The organism is Streptococcus sp. 53 (genome assembly GCF_013276565.1).
Lineage (GTDB): Bacteria > Bacillota > Bacilli > Lactobacillales > Streptococcaceae > Streptococcus.
In genome coordinates, this window is record NZ_VMLG01000017.1 from 1 (window position 1) to 16,293 (window position 16,293).

15 protein-coding genes are annotated in these 16,293 nt (G+C 40.5%); 2 read left to right on the forward strand and 13 right to left on the reverse strand.

Features of this window, described 5'->3' with window-relative positions:
- Nucleotides 1–662 precede the first annotated feature (662 nt).
- The 9 genes from HT722_RS05985 to HT722_RS06025 form a co-directional block, all read right to left on the reverse strand.
- Nucleotides 663–1,394, reverse strand: coding sequence for a response regulator transcription factor (locus HT722_RS05985; protein WP_138703719.1), 732 nt, complete (start codon nucleotides 1,392–1,394; stop codon nucleotides 663–665).
- The gene (locus HT722_RS10520) at nucleotides 1,391–2,206 is read right to left on the reverse strand and encodes a GHKL domain-containing protein (RefSeq protein ID WP_000184942.1); all 816 of its coding nucleotides are present in this window, start codon (nucleotides 2,204–2,206) and stop codon (nucleotides 1,391–1,393) included. Before HT722_RS10520 ends, HT722_RS05985 begins: the two co-directional genes overlap by 4 nt.
- A 564-nt stretch (nucleotides 2,207–2,770) precedes the next feature.
- Entirely contained in the window at nucleotides 2,771–2,917 is a 147-nt protein-coding gene (locus HT722_RS05995) for a smi_0057.1 family bacteriocin-like peptide (RefSeq protein ID WP_000425304.1), read from the reverse strand.
- A gap of 152 nt (nucleotides 2,918–3,069) precedes the next feature.
- On the reverse strand, nucleotides 3,070–4,239 hold the full coding sequence (locus HT722_RS06000; protein WP_173278091.1) for an N-acetylmuramoyl-L-alanine amidase family protein: 1,170 nt from the start codon (nucleotides 4,237–4,239) through the stop codon (nucleotides 3,070–3,072).
- 112 nt (nucleotides 4,240–4,351) lie between these two features.
- Nucleotides 4,352–5,257 (reverse strand): C40 family peptidase, encoded by a 906-nt coding sequence (locus tag HT722_RS06005; RefSeq protein WP_240146934.1) that lies wholly within the window; start codon nucleotides 5,255–5,257, stop codon nucleotides 4,352–4,354.
- A gap of 230 nt (nucleotides 5,258–5,487) precedes the next feature.
- The gene (locus HT722_RS06010) at nucleotides 5,488–5,721 is read right to left on the reverse strand and encodes an acyl carrier protein (protein WP_000136446.1); all 234 of its coding nucleotides are present in this window, start codon (nucleotides 5,719–5,721) and stop codon (nucleotides 5,488–5,490) included.
- A gap of 5 nt (nucleotides 5,722–5,726) precedes the next feature.
- Nucleotides 5,727–6,719 carry a phosphate acyltransferase PlsX gene (plsX, locus tag HT722_RS06015; RefSeq protein WP_000717438.1) on the reverse strand — a complete coding sequence of 331 codons (993 nt, stop codon included), beginning with the start codon at nucleotides 6,717–6,719 and terminating at the stop codon, nucleotides 5,727–5,729.
- Nucleotides 6,716–7,486 carry a DNA repair protein RecO gene (gene recO, locus HT722_RS06020; RefSeq protein WP_173278093.1) on the reverse strand — a complete coding sequence of 257 codons (771 nt, stop codon included), beginning with the start codon at nucleotides 7,484–7,486 and terminating at the stop codon, nucleotides 6,716–6,718. The genes plsX and recO overlap by 4 nt, the downstream gene beginning before the upstream one ends.
- On the reverse strand, nucleotides 7,483–8,652 hold the full coding sequence (locus HT722_RS06025) for a pyridoxal phosphate-dependent aminotransferase (RefSeq protein ID WP_173249625.1): 1,170 nt from the start codon (nucleotides 8,650–8,652) through the stop codon (nucleotides 7,483–7,485). The genes recO and HT722_RS06025 overlap by 4 nt, the downstream gene beginning before the upstream one ends.
- A gap of 480 nt (nucleotides 8,653–9,132) precedes the next feature.
- Between HT722_RS06025 and HT722_RS06030 the strand changes: the two genes are divergently transcribed.
- Nucleotides 9,133–10,143 carry a YeiH family protein gene (locus tag HT722_RS06030; RefSeq protein ID WP_173253454.1) on the forward strand — a complete coding sequence of 337 codons (1,011 nt, stop codon included), beginning with the start codon at nucleotides 9,133–9,135 and terminating at the stop codon, nucleotides 10,141–10,143.
- A 167-nt stretch (nucleotides 10,144–10,310) separates the two neighbouring features.
- Here the strand turns inward: HT722_RS06030 and HT722_RS06035 are convergent, their stop codons facing one another.
- Together HT722_RS06035 and polA are read right to left on the reverse strand one after the other, a co-directional pair.
- Entirely contained in the window at nucleotides 10,311–10,748 is a 438-nt protein-coding gene (locus HT722_RS06035; protein WP_173278094.1) for a CoA-binding protein, read from the reverse strand.
- A gap of 83 nt (nucleotides 10,749–10,831) precedes the next feature.
- Nucleotides 10,832–13,465: a DNA polymerase I gene (gene polA / locus HT722_RS06040; RefSeq protein WP_173278095.1), complete on the reverse strand. Its 2,634-nt coding sequence runs from the start codon at nucleotides 13,463–13,465 to the stop codon at nucleotides 10,832–10,834.
- A gap of 147 nt (nucleotides 13,466–13,612) precedes the next feature.
- Here polA and HT722_RS06045 point away from each other — a divergent pair, with 147 nt between their 5' ends.
- Nucleotides 13,613–14,548 (forward strand): Rpn family recombination-promoting nuclease/putative transposase, encoded by a 936-nt coding sequence (locus HT722_RS06045; RefSeq protein WP_173278096.1) that lies wholly within the window; start codon nucleotides 13,613–13,615, stop codon nucleotides 14,546–14,548.
- Between the two features lie 151 nt (nucleotides 14,549–14,699).
- Here HT722_RS06045 and HT722_RS10670 read toward each other — a convergent pair whose 3' ends face one another.
- Together HT722_RS10670 and HT722_RS06060 are read right to left on the reverse strand one after the other, a co-directional pair.
- Nucleotides 14,700–15,332 carry an LPXTG cell wall anchor domain-containing protein gene (locus HT722_RS10670; protein WP_345789581.1) on the reverse strand — a complete coding sequence of 211 codons (633 nt, stop codon included), beginning with the start codon at nucleotides 15,330–15,332 and terminating at the stop codon, nucleotides 14,700–14,702.
- Nucleotides 15,333–15,422: 90 nt separating this feature from the next.
- Nucleotides 15,423–16,253, reverse strand: coding sequence for a hypothetical protein (locus tag HT722_RS06060; RefSeq protein WP_173278097.1), 831 nt, complete (start codon nucleotides 16,251–16,253; stop codon nucleotides 15,423–15,425).
- Nucleotides 16,254–16,293: the final 40 nt, after the last annotated feature.

Consider the following 16,293-nt stretch of genomic DNA (forward strand, 5'->3'; position numbering starts at 1 on the left):
AAAATAATTTAGCAAACCACGGATAAAAAATTGGTAGATACATGAAGCAAACTCCTTTTCCTCTTACTTATCTATTCGAAAAACAATTCAAAAATGTACAACTAAATTAAATTTATTTGAAAAATAATTTAGTAAACCATGGATAGAAAATTGGTAGATACATGAATTAGACTCCTTTCTGTTTCCTCTTACTTACTTATCTATTCGAAAAAAATTTCGAAAATGTACAACTAAATTAAATTTATTTGAAAAATAATTTAGTAAACCACGGATACAAGATTGGTAGATACATAAACCAAACTCCTTCCTTTTTCCTCTTACTTATCTATTCGAAAAAGAATTCGAAAATAAACAACTAAATCAAATTTTATTTCAAAAATAATTTAATATACCATGAATAGAAAATCGGTAGATACATAAACCAGACTCCTTTCTGTTTCCTCTTACTTATCTATTCGAAAAAAATTTCGAAAATGTACAACTAAATTCAATTTATTTAAAAAATAACTCAGTGAACCATGGGTAGAACATTGATATAAACATGAACTAGGCTCCTTTCTGTTTCCTCTTACTTATCTATTCGAGAAAGAATCCAAAAAAATAAGAATATCAGAAAATTTTCCGACATTCTTATTGATAAATTCATACAAGTCTAACAGATATTAGACATTGAGATGTTTTTTAAGGGTTCTTCTGGCTGTTCGTGATACGGGGAAGTGCAGACCTTCTAACAGAGTCACTTCTGTCGCAGTCATCTCTTCAATAGCCTGTAAACTGACTAACGTATTGCGATTGGCATAGACAAAGTAATCTTTTTCAGCCTTGGCAGCGATATCCTTGAGACTGCCATAAATGGTCTTGATAGAATGATTGGCATAATAGACCTTGATACGATGGGATTCCACTGAAGTTTCAAAGGCTAAAATTTCATGGTAGGGCAGAGTGAAGCCCCGTCTTCCCTCAAAACTATAGGTAAAGAGACGCATATTTTCCCTCTTATCTACTGCCAGTACATAGTCCAGACAGCGCTCCAGCTGATGACAGTAGTCCGCCTCTGGCTGATCCTTGGAAATAAAATCCAAGGCAGACAAGTGGTAGCGAAAAGCTAGAGGCAAGGCCTCCGAGTGTGTAGACACAAAGACAATGCTTGTAAAAGGATCCCGCTCCCGAACCTGTTGAGCAACCTGAAAACCCCGTTCACGCTCTCCATCAATTTCTAAATCCAATAAATAGAGTTGGTAATGGTCAAAATACTGAGAATACTTTTCAACGTCCCCATAGTTTTTGGCAATATCAATTTCCAATCTCAAATTACGAGAGCGACCGATATCTAGTAAAGTCTGCTCTATCCGTCCTTGCTGGACTCTATCGTCTTCCAAAACTAAAATTCTCATTCCTCTCCCCCTCGTTTCTCATCCTTAAACGGCAATTCTAAATCTTGTCTAAAAGTCGTCTCTCCTAGCTGGGTATCTAAGTTTAAATCATAATGAAAAACCATATCTTCCAAGGTCGCTAAGCCCAGTCCACTGTGGTTACCCTTTGTAGAATACCCCTTTTGACTGAGAATGCTGGGATTCAGTTCTTCTTTCTTACGAGTGTTTTCAATGATAAAACGGACACTCCTATCACTTGCCAATAAAGCAACCCTAATCTGCGGATTTTCCGCCTCACTGGCTGCCTCTAAGGCATTTGTCGTGAGGATAGAGAGGATACGGATAGCCTCCAACATAGGCAAAGCCAGCTCTTCGACAACCCCCACCGTCTCCAAACTAAAATGAATTCCCTGATTATCTGCCACAATCATGGCTTTTGCCAAGGTATTACGAATGGCTATGTCATGGATATTGTGAAGATTAAAGGCCGTGTAGTCCGCCTTTCTCAGCTTTTCATTGGTCTTCAGAAAGACATCTTGATAAATGGTAGACACCTCAGCCATATCTTGATTCGCTATGGCAGGCTCCATGCTAGCGACAATCCCTGCAAAATCATGACGGAAACCTCGAACCTCATCATAGAGATGACCCAACTTATCCACCATCCCTTGCAAGGAACGATTTTCTTCTTCCTGTCTCTGAATGGTCTGCTCATCACGATAAACCTGCTCTAAGTGTCTGATATAAAAGAGCCAGGAGAAAAAGAGAATGAAAATCAGGAGAGAAATGGTCGTGTCAAAGCGAACGTAAAAAGAACTATTTCTATTGGTCATGAACGAAGAGAATATCCTAAATCCAGTCAGAGGTAGGATAATGAAAAAGCTCTTACGATAGTGGGTTTTAAAAGTATCTGAAAAGAATAAATCCAAATCCAAAGACCAACGCTTCATAATTTTACAACATAGAAAGATTGATAATAAATCAAATATAGATATATATAAAGTAGAAAACGAATCTACGAAACAACAATGCTCACCAGATAATACACGAATCCAAATTGTCAAAAATAAATAACGAATACTTTGAAAGAAGAGAAAAAGATACAGAGAAAGAAAAAGAGATTCCCCTTTTCCCTTGTGCAATACTAATAAAAAAATACAGTAAAAGTAGATAAGAACTCCTATATGAAATAATTCTCCAAATGTTTGACGAGCAGATAAACTAATTAAAAATATAAGTATCCAATAACGTTTTTTATAAAATTCTGGGGAAATTTGAGCGCCCAAATAAATAGTAGGAACTATGGTTGAAACGACTACCAACAGTAGATATATCACAGAAAATAAGAATTCTAAAATAAGCATAAATAAATCTAATCTCTAACTAATACTGTGAATTTAAGCAACGTGTCTACCCGTACCAAATAATTTATTGCACCATTTTACAGTATCTTCAAAAATCCCTCCACCATTCACTTCCTCCAATACCTCTGGGGTTAACTCTTCAAATTGTTCCAATTCTACAAATGTATTTTTCATTTCCATGACAGACTCCTTTTCATTATTTTATAGATAACTCTATCCCCTGTTCCATCTACAAAAGGCTTTAGTTTCCTTTTAAAATACAAGAAATCTAAAGCCTCCTGAAAATGGTATATTGGTTAGAGTGTTAACAATTAGTTGTGAAGATGTTATTTTTATTTAACCACAACCACTTTATAATATTCGTTTGAGTGTGGAGATTCAATTTTAATTTTTTCACCATATAAACCATCGATTTCTTTATCCAGATAATCTGAAACTCCTGATGGCAAGCGTTTCATCTTAAGAATTTCACCAGATTGATCCGCATAGGCTAGGATGTGATAGTGGGTTGTAGCCATACCATCATCAATCAATACAAAGTAACCTGTTTTGAGCTTACCTTGCTCATTTTCTAAATAGTATAGTTTATTGTTATTGATTGTAAAGTGGGTAGCTCCAAGACGAAGTCGTGCACCTGGATTTTCTAAATAGACATCATTGCCAACTTTTTTAATCTCTGAATAGGTTGTCATTGCTGGGATATTAATCACACGATGTCCATTTTCATCAAAGTAGTAGCGATTTGGTAAGTTTTGGAAGTTCTGTACAACTGCCTTAGGATCAATTTCTTGTCCTTCTTCTTTATTATCCACTAAAGCTAAGGTAGTATTTGCAACCTCATCTCCATATTTATTAGAAAACTTCTTGAACTCTGGTCTGATATACCAAGCATTTTTTTCAATAATAACATCGTCACCTTTAGCATTTAGCAAATATTCTTGCCCATCTCCAAGTTTGACAATATCATGAATACTGTATCCAGCATCTTTTCTATTTGCTAGATAGCCATCCTTACCAATGACATAACTTTCCCCATCACTGGCTGGAACAGCTCTATCTGCGACCATAGCACCTGATTTTTCAAAGTAAGACCATTTACCATTTGGAGTCGCCCATCCTGTTGCCATAGCGCCACTGTCTTTGAGATAGTACCAAGTAGATCCTTCTTTGTACCAGCCAGTACGCATAGCACCACTACTTGCGAGCGAATACCATGTGTTACCTTCCTTGTACCAGCCAGTGCGCATAGCACCACTATCTGCTAGAGAATACCAAGTATTGCCGTCTTTGAGCCATCCTGTCTGCATTTTTCCAGCGCTATCGAAGTGATACCATGAGCCAGCATTTTGTACCCATTTATCCTTAGCTAGACTGCCATCTTGAGAAAGATTCCAGTCAGCACCATTTTTAACCCAAGTATCTGCAGCCTGTGCTTGGTTAATAGATAAAAGCAGACCAGCACCTACAAGCAAACCAAGTGTGAGTAGTTTAGATTTTTTCATAGCTATTTCCTCCTTTATTGAACAGCTATAAGAGGGCTTCCCCTCTTTATTTAGCTATATTCTAATACTTTTCATTGTCAAAGTCAATAATATTGTGAAAAATTAGACAATATTACCAATATCTACGAATTGTATTTTGAGTAATACCGTATTGATTCATATAAGAAACATATTGGCCTGGATATGGAGCATGAACTACCTTTCCACCACCAACATAAATACCTACATGGTCATTTGTCTCTTCACTATTATACAAAATCAAATCTCCAGCTTGTTGAGAACCATTACTTACATAACTTCCTCCTGTTGCTTGACCATAGGTTACTCTAGGAATACTAATATCAAACTTAGCATGAATAGCCATCGTAAATCCTGAGCAATCTACGCCACTATTCAAATCTGCCCCACCCCAAACATATGGAATTCTTCCTACAAATGTCTCTGCGTATTCACCAAGTGCCTGTCCACGATTTTCTACCCATACACCACTTTCTCTAAAGAAATATGGTGTACCATTCACACGTTGATAACCAGTGACCATAGCACCACTAGCAGATAAGTAGTAATAATTACCATCAGGTTGAATCCAAGTATTTTCTTTCATCCATCCTTGGTCATCAAAATAGTACCACTTACCATCTAATTGTTCCCAATTTTTAGCATACCCACCTGAACCGTATTTAAACCACCATTTACCATTGGTTTGCATCCATGTTCCTTTCGGATCACGATATTGATTGAAAGCTTTCTTCTCTTGATTGCCCTCTGCTTGAGTTTCTTTATCTTCAAAACCAATCAATTTTACTTGATCAGCTTCTTCAGCTTTTATCTTGCCTTGATTAACTAATTGAGCAATCGCTTCTTTCTCACTTGCTGATGGGGAATCAGCATAGGCTACCGTAGTATTTGCTAGGAGAACGCCTCCTGCAAGAACTAACAAACTAGAATAAAGATATTTTTTCATCATAAAAATCCTTTCTTTTTCTCCTTTTTGGAGATTGATTTTTTCTGACTCCATTATATCCCTTATTTCTCCTCAGATTTCTACTGTCCCTAGAAAGACTAAATCTGTTCCTAAACGGTCACTTATACTCAATGAAAATCAAAGAGCAAACTAGGAAGCTAGCCGCAGATTGCTCAAAACACTGTTTTGAGGTGGCAGATAGAGCTGACATGGTTTGAAGAGATTTTCGAAGAGTATTAAGCCAAATAAAAATTCCAAAGCAAATGCCTTGGAACTTCTTATCTTTATTTTCCTTGAATAATCTTAACCACATCTCCTACACTTTGGAGTTGGTCAATTTCCTCATCGCTGATTTCGATATTAAATTCATCCTCCAGAGTCAAGATAAACTCCATCAAGTCAACTGAGTCAGCATCCAAATCGTCTTTCAGACTCAAGGATTCTGTCACTACAAAGTCCTCTCCCTGTCGCTCTTGGATAATGGTCACAATACGGTCAAAAATTTCTTTTTCTGTCATCTCTTTTATTCTCCTGAAAATTCACGCGCAGTCTGGGCAACTACGTCTGTTTCTAGCATGGTACGAATCTGGCGAATCGTACTATAAACAGCCTTGGCATCGCTTGAGCCATGAGTCTTGACAACTGGTGCCTTGACGCCAAACAAGACTGCTCCACCAACATCTGAATAGTTGAGCTGTTTTTTCAAACCTCTGAGGCTATCCTTGAGAAGGAGGGCACCTAGTTTCGCTCGAAGACCTCCACCTGTAATAGCGGTCTTTAGCAAACCCATGATTCCCATGGCTGTCCCTTCAATGGATTTGAGCACAGCGTTTCCCGTGAAACCATCTGCCACGACAACATCCGCAACGCCATTCATCAAATCACGCGCTTCCACGTTTCCGATAAAGTTTAAACTTTCATCAGCTGCTAGTAATTCATAAGTTTCCTTACGAAGCGGGTCGCCCTTACTACTCTCTGTTCCGTTGTTGAGCAAGCCAACGCGTGGTTGCGCAATGCCACGGACATTTTTAGCATAGAAGGAGCCTAGAATCGCGTATTGATGAAGGTGCTGGGCTGTATTTTCCGCATTAGCTCCGAGGTCTAGCATGTCAAAACCTTTCCCATCTACAGTCGGCAAAGTCGACATAAGCCCTGGTCTATCGATGTTCTTGATACGACCTACGATGAAGAATCCAGCCGCCAACAAAGCACCTGTATTCCCAGCCGAGAGAACAGCGTCTGCTTCACCTTCTTTGACAGCCTTGGCCGCCAATACCATACTGGCATTTTTCTTCTTCCGAATAGCTCTCGTAGGTTCATCGTCTGAATCAATCTTTTCATCCGTATGGATTATGCTGACGCGCTCTGTCGCTGTCAGATATTGCTTGATTTTAGCTTCATCTCCATAGAGTTGAACCTCGATATCTGAAAAGTCAGCTAGAGCTTGATTGACACCCTCAACGATGGCTTGAGGTGCGTAATCGCCCCCCATGGCATCTACTGCGATTTTTTTCATTTCTTTTCCTCTTTTAGTAATTGTCCCCAGTCTGCTAGGGAATCAATAAATTTCTTTGATTTTAGGTGAATCCCTACGTACTCTTCGTAGAGCTGATCCATAAACTGGCGTAGCTCTTGCTTGATTTCAGGCTTGAGCGAAATGGTCTCCAAGGTCTCAAAATCAATGGCTTGAAATTGATTGAGCAGATAAGGGATGTTGGGATTGAGATGGCAACGTCTCTCATCTTCCTGATAATGCTCTGGGCAAAGACAGGCTCCATATTTGAAAGAAAAGTCAAAAGCCTGACCAACCCGATGACAAAAAACACACTCATTAAAATTGAGGCTGATCCCAAATCGAGTCAAGATTTGAATTTCAAAAATATTAGTCAAAATCTGATAATCCAAGCCCGCTTCCATCAACTCCAAAGTCTTTTGTAAAAAAGCAAACAAGGGAGCATCCTGCTGATTGTCCTGCAAACTAGCATCTGCAAGAGCCGCTACATAGGTCGCATAGGCCATGACAAAGAGGTCGCTATTGATCTTGGGAAAGGTCATCACCTCATGATAGTCCTCAATGTAGCTAAGTCCGTCATCATTGATTCGTAAGAGAAATCGAGCCAGCACCAAGGGCTGAATAACAGGAGCCAGTTTGGACTGACCAGCGTGTTTGACAAAAAACATCCGCTTGCCAGCCTGCTCTGTAAAGATCTTGACGAGCTTGTCATCCTCACGAAAATTGCGATTGTAGATTACCAAGCCTTGACTCGTGATAGACTGAATCATGCTTCTCTCATGTACTCCTCAAGTCGTTTCATGGCTTCTTTGATCGTCTCCATACTGGCTGCATAAGACAGACGCACATAGCCTTCTCCGTAACGCCCAAAGGCAGCTCCAGGGATAAAGGCAACGGCCTGCTTCTGAGCAAAATCCTTCAGAAAAGCAAAGGAATCTTGATTGTAGCCCGCTGGAATCTTAGCAAAGATATAGAAGGCACCGTCTGGTTTGATAATCTCAAAACCAAGAGCAGTCATTTTCTCGATAATATAGTCCCGACGCTGGATGTATTCCTTCTTCATAGGTTCCGCATCATTTTTACCAGCCGTCAAGGCTGCCACCGCAGCATGTTGAGCCATGGTATTTGCAGCAGTGACCAAGTACTGGTGACTCTTAATCAACTGAGCTGTGAAGGCTGCAGGAGCGAAAATCAGTCCCAAACGCCAACCGGTCATGGCATGTGATTTAGATAGACCATTGATAATAATAGCCTGATCTCTCAACATGGTTCCCAGAGACACATGGGCTTCGCCTGTGTAGGTTAATTCTGAGTAAACCTCATCACAGACAACAAAAATTTCGTACTTGCGTAAAACAGCTGCCAAGGCCTCCAACTGCTCCCGACTATAGGTAATTCCTGTCGGATTTGCTGGATAGTTGAGAATAACCGCCTTGAGCTTGTCACCCTGCTCCAAAATGGCCTTCTCTAATATCTCAGGAGTCAAGACAAAACCATTTTCAGTCGTGTCAATCTCGACAATCTCTGCCCCAACTAGATTGACAATCGGTTCATAACCTGGATAAGCAGGAGCTGGCAAGAGCACCTTGTCTCCCTCTTCCAAAATAGCTGTCAAAGTAGCAGATAAAGCCTCTGTTGCTCCAATTGTAACCAAGATTTCATTTTCAGGAGCATAGTCCAGTTGATACTTTTCCTTAACAAAGTCACTGGCTGCCTGACGTAGAGTCAGCAGACCACTCATCCCTGTATAGTAGGATTGGTTCTGATCAATCGCTCGCTTGGCTGCCTCCTTGACATGATCTGGCGTTGTAAAATCAGGTTCCCCCAAGGTCAAACGCAAAACCCCAGGAATCTCAGAAATAGCCTGGTCAAACTGACGAATCAACGAAACTTGAATCTTATCTAACTGTTTATTAAAGCGCTTAGTTAAGTCCATAGATACCTCCTACTTTCGAAACGTATCTCTATTATACTACAAAAGACCCCCGACCGCAAAAATACATGATAGAATAACGCTAGCATAACAAATTGAAGTGTGTTAAAATGAATTTGTCGCAACTCCACTAACGAACTTAGTTTGGAGGTGAGTTTTTGCTAATCTTCGTTACAGTTATTCTAGCACCATTACTGATTACTATTACCGGTAATGTCATTTCTGAGTGGATAGTCAGAAAGTGGTTAGATAAGCGCGACAAAAAAATATAACCTGAGTTTAGTTTTAATGTAACTGGACAAAAAGAAATACCAGAGGTGGAGCTCTGGTATTTTTGTTTTTGCCAAGACTTCGTTACAGTTCTTGTAAGATTATTATTACATAATTAGCACTACTTGTCAAATAATTATTAGGACCCACTTTCTACTTTACTTTTCCTGTTTTTATGTCTATAATGGTAAAAGATTTTATTTGGAGGTTTTTATGTCATTTCTATCAAAAAATGGAGCAGGTATCTTGGCCTGCCTTCTCATTTCTATCGTATCTTGGTACTTAGGAGGATTCTTCCCTGTCATTGGCGCGCCCGTTTTTGCCATTTTCATGGGAATGCTCCTACATCCCTTTCTCTCGTCTTATAAACAACTGGATGCGGGATTGACCTTTAGTTCTAAAAAATTGCTCCAGTATGCCGTTGTCTTGCTTGGTTTTGGTCTCAATATCTCGCAAGTCTTCGCAGTTGGGCAATCTTCGCTCCCTGTCATCCTATCCACCATTTCAATAGCTCTGATTATTGCCTACTTCTTCCAGCGCTTCTTTGCCCTGGATACAAAACTGGCTACCTTGGTTGGAGTAGGTTCTTCAATCTGTGGTGGTTCTGCCATTGCTGCGACAGCGCCCGTTATTGATGCTAAGGAAAAGGAAGTAGCCCAATCCATTTCCGTTATCTTTTTCTTCAATGTCTTGGCTGCGCTCATCTTTCCAACCCTCGGCACCTGGCTTCATCTATCCAATGAAGGCTTCGCCCTCTTTGCAGGGACTGCGGTCAACGACACTTCCTCTGTAACGGCTGCCGCCAGCGCTTGGGACAGTCTTTACCAAAGCAATACCCTCGAGTCTGCAACCATTGTTAAACTCACACGTACTTTGGCCATTATCCCTATCACGCTCTTTCTATCCTACTGGCAAAGTCGCCAACAAGAAAACAAGCAAAGCCTACAACTGAAAAAAGTCTTCCCACTTTTTATCCTTTACTTTATCCTTGCCTCTCTCCTCACTACACTACTCACCTCTCTAGGTGTATCCAGTAGTTTCTTTACCCCTCTCAAAGAACTCTCTAAATTCCTTATTGTCATGGCCATGAGTGCTATCGGGCTCAAAACCAATCTAGTAGCTATGGTCAAATCCAGCGGAAAATCCATTGTTCTCGGAGCCATCTGCTGGATTGCCATCATCCTCACTAGTCTTGGTATGCAGACCCTTATCGGCATTTTCTAATACTCTTCGAAAATCTCTTCAAACCACGTCAACGTCGCCTTGCTGTAGGTATGGTTACTGACTNNATCTGCAACCTCAAAACTGTGTTTTGAGCATCCTGCGGCTAGTTTCCTCTTTGATTTTCATTGAGTATAAACACAAAAGGTAGCCCATCAGCTACCTTTTTCTTATGCTTTCTTAATCAAGCGAGTATGTTCTCTCTTAATACAACGATTCATTACGATGTCATCACATCCACCAGCACGCAAAATCGCTTCCGCTTCTAGATTTTCAAGTCCTAGCTGCGCCCAAAAAATCTTAGCATCAGCCTTGAGAAAATCACGCGCCACATCAGGCAAAAACTCGCTGCGACGGTAAACATTGACAATATCTACAGGAAAAGGAATCTCAGCGAGGCTAGCATAAGCCTTTTCACCCAATATTTCGCCACCTGCCGCCTTGGGATTGACTGGGATGATTTTATAACCTCGAGCCTGCATTTCCTTGGTCACTCGATTGCTGGTTGTCTCCTCACGGTCTGACAAACCTACCACAGCAAGGGTTTTACTCGCTGTTAGATACTGACGAATCACGCCATCACTTGGATTGATAAATTCTTGGCTCATAAAAATCCTCCTTTTCATCAGTATAGCACATTTTGAAAAGGCTTGCAAAATTCTACTACAAAAAAGGAAGGCTAGCTCCCTTTTTATTTAGCCTCGTACCAGGTTACCCCTTCATTCTCATCTGCGATAAGGGGAACACTGAGTTGAATGGCTTCTTCCATGGTTTGTTTGACCAATTTTTTCATCTCTGCTAGTTCTGATTTCGGAACTTCAAGGACGATTTCATCGTGCACTTGCAGAAGCATCTTAGTCTGATAACCACCTGCAACCAAGGCTTTATCCAGCTGGATCATAGCAATCTTGAGAATATCTGCTGCCGAACCCTGGATAGGAGAGTTGATAGCTGTCCGCTCTGCAAAACCACGAATATTAAAGTTTCGCGAATTGATATCTGGCAACTCACGGCGACGCTTGAAGAGGGTCTCTACATAGCCCTTATCACGCGCCTCACGCACCACTTCATCCATATAGTTTTTAATACCTGGGAAGCGTTCAAAGTAGGTGTCAATGTAGTCTTTGGCTTCCTTACGACTAATACCCAGATTATTAGACAAACCAAAATCTGAAATCCCGTAAACCACTCCAAAGTTAACTGCCTTGGCATTGCGACGGTCGTTTGCAGTCACATCCTCAGGACGCTCAATGCCAAAGACCCGCATGGCTGTCGAAGTATGGATATCTGCCCCCTCTTGGAAAGCCTTAATCAAGTGCTCATCCTTAGAAATATGCGCCAAAACGCGTAATTCAATCTGTGAATAGTCCGAGCTGAGAAGGACACTATCCTCCCACTCTGGCACAAAAGCCTTACGAATGAGACGCCCCTGTTCCAAACGCACAGGAATATTTTGCAAGTTTGGATCCACACTAGACAGACGCCCAGTCTGAGTCAAATCCTGCACATAGCGCGTGTGGATCTTTCCATCAGCCAAAATCCAGTCCTGCAAGCCAATTACATAGGTAGATTGAATCTTAGCAATCTGACGGTAGTCAAGAATTTTCTTAACAATTGGCGCAATAGGAGCTAGACGCTCCAACACATCCACCGCTGTCGAGTATCCAGTTTTGGTTTTCTTAGTGTATTCTAGAGGAAGTCCCAATTTTTCAAAGAGAAGTACGCCCAACTGCTTAGGCGAGTTGATATTAAACTCCTCACCAGCCAGTTCGTAAATCTCCTGAGTTAGTTTTTCAATGACAAGCTCATTTTCAGCCTGCATCTCAAGCAAGGTTTCTTTTTTAACCTTAATCCCAGCGATTTCCATCTTGGCAAGGACAAAGGCCAGAGGTTGCTCTATATCATAAAGAAGCTCTAACTGCCCATTTTCGCTAAGTTTTTCAAGCAAAACAGGCTCTGTTTCGACCAACACAGCAAGCTTACGAGCCAAATGTTCCAAGAATTTCTCGCGTCCAGGAATGGCCTTCTTGACTCCCTTACCATAGAAAGTCTCATCATCAACCAAATAAGTCTGACCATAAAGACTAGCGATGGTCGCAATTTCATTGTCCTCCACAGTCGAAAGGAGATATTTAGCCAAACGGCTGTCAAAAGCAGGCGCCTGCAAATCAATACCCAAACGATTCAAGAGAACTTTAGCCTTCTTAAAGTCATAAACTCTCAGAGGTGTTTTTTCTAGAAAATCCTTAAAAATAGGCTCTTGCAAAAGCTCAAGCTTGTCTGTGGCATAGAGCTTATCTCCACAAGACCAAGCAAAACCAACCAAATCATCCGTATGGTAATTCTCACCAAAAAGCTCAAAATGGAAGATAGACTCTTCAGTCAGCATATCTTGACTGATTTGGTCAACAATAGTAAAGTCCAAACTCTCAGCCACATCAGCTGACGACACATTTAAAGCCTGCTTGAGCTGTTTGAAGCCCATCTCATCGTAGAATTTCCCGAGATTTTCAACATCTGGACCACTATAGACCAAATCCTCCAAACCAATCTCAATCGGTGCCTTGGTATCAATGGTCGCCAGTGTTTTCGACAAAAAGGCCTGTTCCTTATCATTGATGAGATTTTCCTTCATCTTAGAAGTCTTCATCCCATCGATATTTTCATAAATACCCTCAAGCGAACCATGCTCCAGCAAGAGCTTGATACCCGTCTTTTCACCGATTTTGGTCACCCCAGGAATATTATCCGACTTATCTCCCATAAGCGCCTTAAGATCGATAAACTGAGTCGGTGTAATGCCCATCTTTTCCATAAGATATTCTGGCGTAAAGGCCTCAAACTCAGCCACACCTTTTTTGGAAATTTCAACCACCGTATGCTCATCCGTCAGCTGAATCAAGTCCTTGTCCCCACTGACAATGGTAATATCAAAACCATCTTGTTCAGCTAATTTATCTAGTGTCCCAATAATGTCATCCGCCTCATACTGAGCCAACTCATAGTGACGAATTCCCATATGATCCAACAACTCACGAATGAAAGGAAATTGCTCACGAAACTCATCAGGAGTCTTAGCCCGACCACCCTTATAGTCCGCATACATCTCTGTACGGAAGGTCGTCTTTCCCGCATCAAAAGCCACCAAAATATGACTCGGCTCAACCCGTTCCAACAAATGGCTCAACATCAACTGAAAGCCATAAATCGCATTGGTATGCAAACCAGCCGCATTCTTAAAACGGTCCAACTGTTGATAGAGCGCAAAAAACGCCCGAAAAGCAACAGAAGACCCATCAATCAATAATAATTTTTTCTTATCCATACACCCATTATAAAGGAAAGCACCAAAAAATACCATTGGAAAGAACCAGAGCAAGTATTTTTCAAACTTTTTCCGAATAAATAGATAGTAGCAGTGAATCTAGCAAACTTAGATTTAAAACTGTGGTATAATAAAAGGAGGAAAAGGATGATTCTCAGACATCCGGGCATTAGCCCAACCAATGACTTGGTAGCTAAGAAAATCTTTAGCAACCCAGAAATCACTTGTCAGTTTATTCGCGATATGCTGGACTTGCCAGCAAAAAATGTGACGATTTTGGAGGGAAGTAACATTCACGTCTTGCCTTCCCTGCCGTACTCAGCGCAGGATTTTTACACTAGTATAGATGTTTTGGCTGAGTTGGACAATGGGACACAGGTTATCATTGAGATTCAAGTTCATCATCAAAATTTTTTCATCAATCGTCTGTGGGCTTATCTGTGCAGCCAGGTCAATCAAAACCTCGAAAAAATTCGCCAACGAGAAGGTGATACTCACCAGAGCTACAAGCATATCGCACCTGTTTACGCAATAGCTATTGTGGATAGTAATTATTTCCAAGATGATCTAGCTTTCCACAGTTTTAGCATGCGAGAAGATACGACGGGTGAAGTCTTAACCATCACCAATAATGGACAAGAAAACCATCTAGTCAAGATGGCATTCTTGGAATTAAAAAAATACAGAGAAACCAGCAAAGACGAGGTTCGCAAGCCGTGGTTGGAGTTTTTCGGGAATAAACCCTTTACCCAAGAACCTGAGCGAGCTATCAGCCAAGCAGACCAACTGCTGGACTACAAGAGCTGGTCTGAGGAGGACAGGAAAATGTTTAGTCAACTACGTATGCGTGAAGAACAAGCATTATTGGCTCATGATTATGCCTTGGAACAAGCGGAGGAAAAAGGCTTAGAGCGTGGGCGAGCAGAAGGTATTGAACAGGGACTAGAGCGAGGGAAAGTTGAAGGAAAGGAAGAAGGGAAACTTTTTGCCTTCTTAGACATGGTTCGCCAACATGTCTTAACTTCCGAATTTGCAAGTCAGCAGTTGGGCATGACAGTCTCTGAGTTTGAGGCACTGTTGTAAAATTATACAATCACATAATAACATAAAAGCGAACAAGAATGAAATATTGTCTTGTTCACTTTTTATTTTCTACTGTCCAACAAAGCCCTTACGCGATTATATACAAAAAAAGAGAAGGTAACAAGTCCTTCTCTTTCATATTTTTAACTAATTAGTTTTTACGTTTTACAAATGGAAGGGCACCAAGGAGCAAGCCTAGGAATCCTAATGATGCAATTGCAGCATTATCTTTGCCACCAGTGTTTGGAAGTTCTTTCTTATCTTCTGCTTTTGCAGCTGGTGCTTGATAAGTGTTGTCTTGACTAGTACCTGCTACAGCTGGAGCTGTCGGTGCTGGTGTTTCAGCTGTTGGTGCAGCTGGAGTATCTGCTCCAGGATCTGGTGTTGCAGGTGTTTCATTTGCTGGTGTAGATGGTGTTGTTGAACCTGGTGTAACAGATGGTCTGTTAATAATATAGCGATCACCTGGATACTCCCCACCATTTGCCTGATGGTCTAGGTTACTGTTACCTGAATCAGAACCAGTTACCTTATAGATATGTCTTAAAATACCATCTTTTGTATATGAAACTCCTGTATAAGTGTATCCAGGGATATTTCTAGGTGCATGTGTACCTAACTCACCTTCTGCAATTGGGTTTTCTCCTGTTTCGTCAAAGAAACCAGTTACTGGACCTTCGTATGGGTTAACTTCATTTACCGCTGGTTTTACACCATTTAAAGCAATATCAAGTTCTTCTTCTAATGCTGTAGTATCTTTTCCATCAGCTTTATCTTTTGCAATTTGACGACGTAGTACACGAACTTCTTCTGCTTCACGGTCTGCTACATATGAATAATAATCTTCATCTGCTTGTTCTAATGCAGCTTTAGCTTATTCTGCTTCTTTTTCTGCTTGTTTTAATGTTTCTTCTGCATCTTTTAATGCTGCTTCAGCTTTTTCTAAATCAGCTCTTGCTGCTTCTCTATATTGATCAGCTTGTTCACCGTCAGCATCTTTATAGCTTGCTAATTCTTTTTCAAATTTTGCTTTAGCTTCTTTTGCATCTGCTAATTCATCTTGAGCTGCTTTCACATTTTCTTTAGCTGCTTCTACAGCTGCTTTAGCTTCTTCTCTGTTAGATTCAGCTTCTTTTTCATCATGTTTAGCTGCAGCTAATCTTTCTTCTGCATCTTTAACATCTGTATTTTCTTCATCTAAACGTTTGTTGATTTTATCTTGAGCATCAGCATCAATTCCACCGTTTAATGGTTTAACTTCTGTAACTTCACCTGATTCGTTACGAACTAATTCAGCAGCTGGAGCAGGTTTTGCATCTTTAACTTCTTTAGGAGCATAGTTTGCACCATATTTTCCTGGGTCTGCTTCATCTGATTCAGTCTTGCTAGCTTCTGCTAAGTCTTTTAGTACTTCTTCAGGTGTGATTTGTTTTTCATCAATAGCTTTTAATAAATCTTCTTTACCGATAGCTACTTTAGCTGCTAAGATTGCTGCTTCTTTATCTTTGATTTTATCATTTTTATTAATAGCTTCTTCAGCTTGTTTTTCTAACTCTGTAAAGTAATCAGCTACATCTTCTTTAGTCACAGCAGCTGCATTAGTATCTTCTGCAGCTTTTACAACTGACGGGTGAGAAGCAAGGAAACCTGCTCCTAAAACGGCAACGCTAGCCAAGCTAGCAGTGAAAAGTTTTTTCTTGTCCATAAAGTATTTACCACCTTTAATATCCTTTTTGCTGTCATTG

What these genes read in the sequence shown, in the direction of transcription:
- HT722_RS06060 (WP_173278097.1), bottom strand. Translation starts at nt 16,253, where the DNA reads ATGGACAAGAAAAAACTTTTCACTGCTAGCTTGGCTAGCGTTGCCGTT.
- HT722_RS05985 (WP_138703719.1), bottom strand. Translation starts at nt 1,394, where the DNA reads ATGAGAATTTTAGTTTTGGAAGACGATAGAGTCCAGCAAGGACGGATA.
- HT722_RS06035 (WP_173278094.1), bottom strand. Translation starts at nt 10,748, where the DNA reads ATGAGCCAAGAATTTATCAATCCAAGTGATGGCGTGATTCGTCAGTAT.
- HT722_RS06025 (WP_173249625.1), bottom strand. Translation starts at nt 8,652, where the DNA reads ATGGACTTAACTAAGCGCTTTAATAAACAGTTAGATAAGATTCAAGTT.
- recO (WP_173278093.1), bottom strand. Translation starts at nt 7,486, where the DNA reads ATGATTCAGTCTATCACGAGTCAAGGCTTGGTAATCTACAATCGCAAT.
- HT722_RS06000 (WP_173278091.1), bottom strand. Translation starts at nt 4,239, where the DNA reads ATGAAAAAATCTAAACTACTCACACTTGGTTTGCTTGTAGGTGCTGGT.
- polA (WP_173278095.1), bottom strand. Translation starts at nt 13,465, where the DNA reads ATGGATAAGAAAAAATTATTATTGATTGATGGGTCTTCTGTTGCTTTT.
- HT722_RS06005 (WP_240146934.1), bottom strand. Translation starts at nt 5,257, where the DNA reads ATGGAGTCAGAAAAAATCAATCTCCAAAAAGGAGAAAAAGAAAGGATT.
- HT722_RS05995 (WP_000425304.1), bottom strand. Translation starts at nt 2,917, where the DNA reads ATGGAAATGAAAAATACATTTGTAGAATTGGAACAATTTGAAGAGTTA.
- HT722_RS10520 (WP_000184942.1), bottom strand. Translation starts at nt 2,206, where the DNA reads ATGACCAATAGAAATAGTTCTTTTTACGTTCGCTTTGACACGACCATT.
- HT722_RS06045 (WP_173278096.1), top strand. Translation starts at nt 13,613, where the DNA reads ATGATTCTCAGACATCCGGGCATTAGCCCAACCAATGACTTGGTAGCT.
- HT722_RS06010 (WP_000136446.1), bottom strand. Translation starts at nt 5,721, where the DNA reads ATGACAGAAAAAGAAATTTTTGACCGTATTGTGACCATTATCCAAGAG.
- HT722_RS06030 (WP_173253454.1), top strand. Translation starts at nt 9,133, where the DNA reads ATGTCATTTCTATCAAAAAATGGAGCAGGTATCTTGGCCTGCCTTCTC.
- plsX (WP_000717438.1), bottom strand. Translation starts at nt 6,719, where the DNA reads ATGAAAAAAATCGCAGTAGATGCCATGGGGGGCGATTACGCACCTCAA.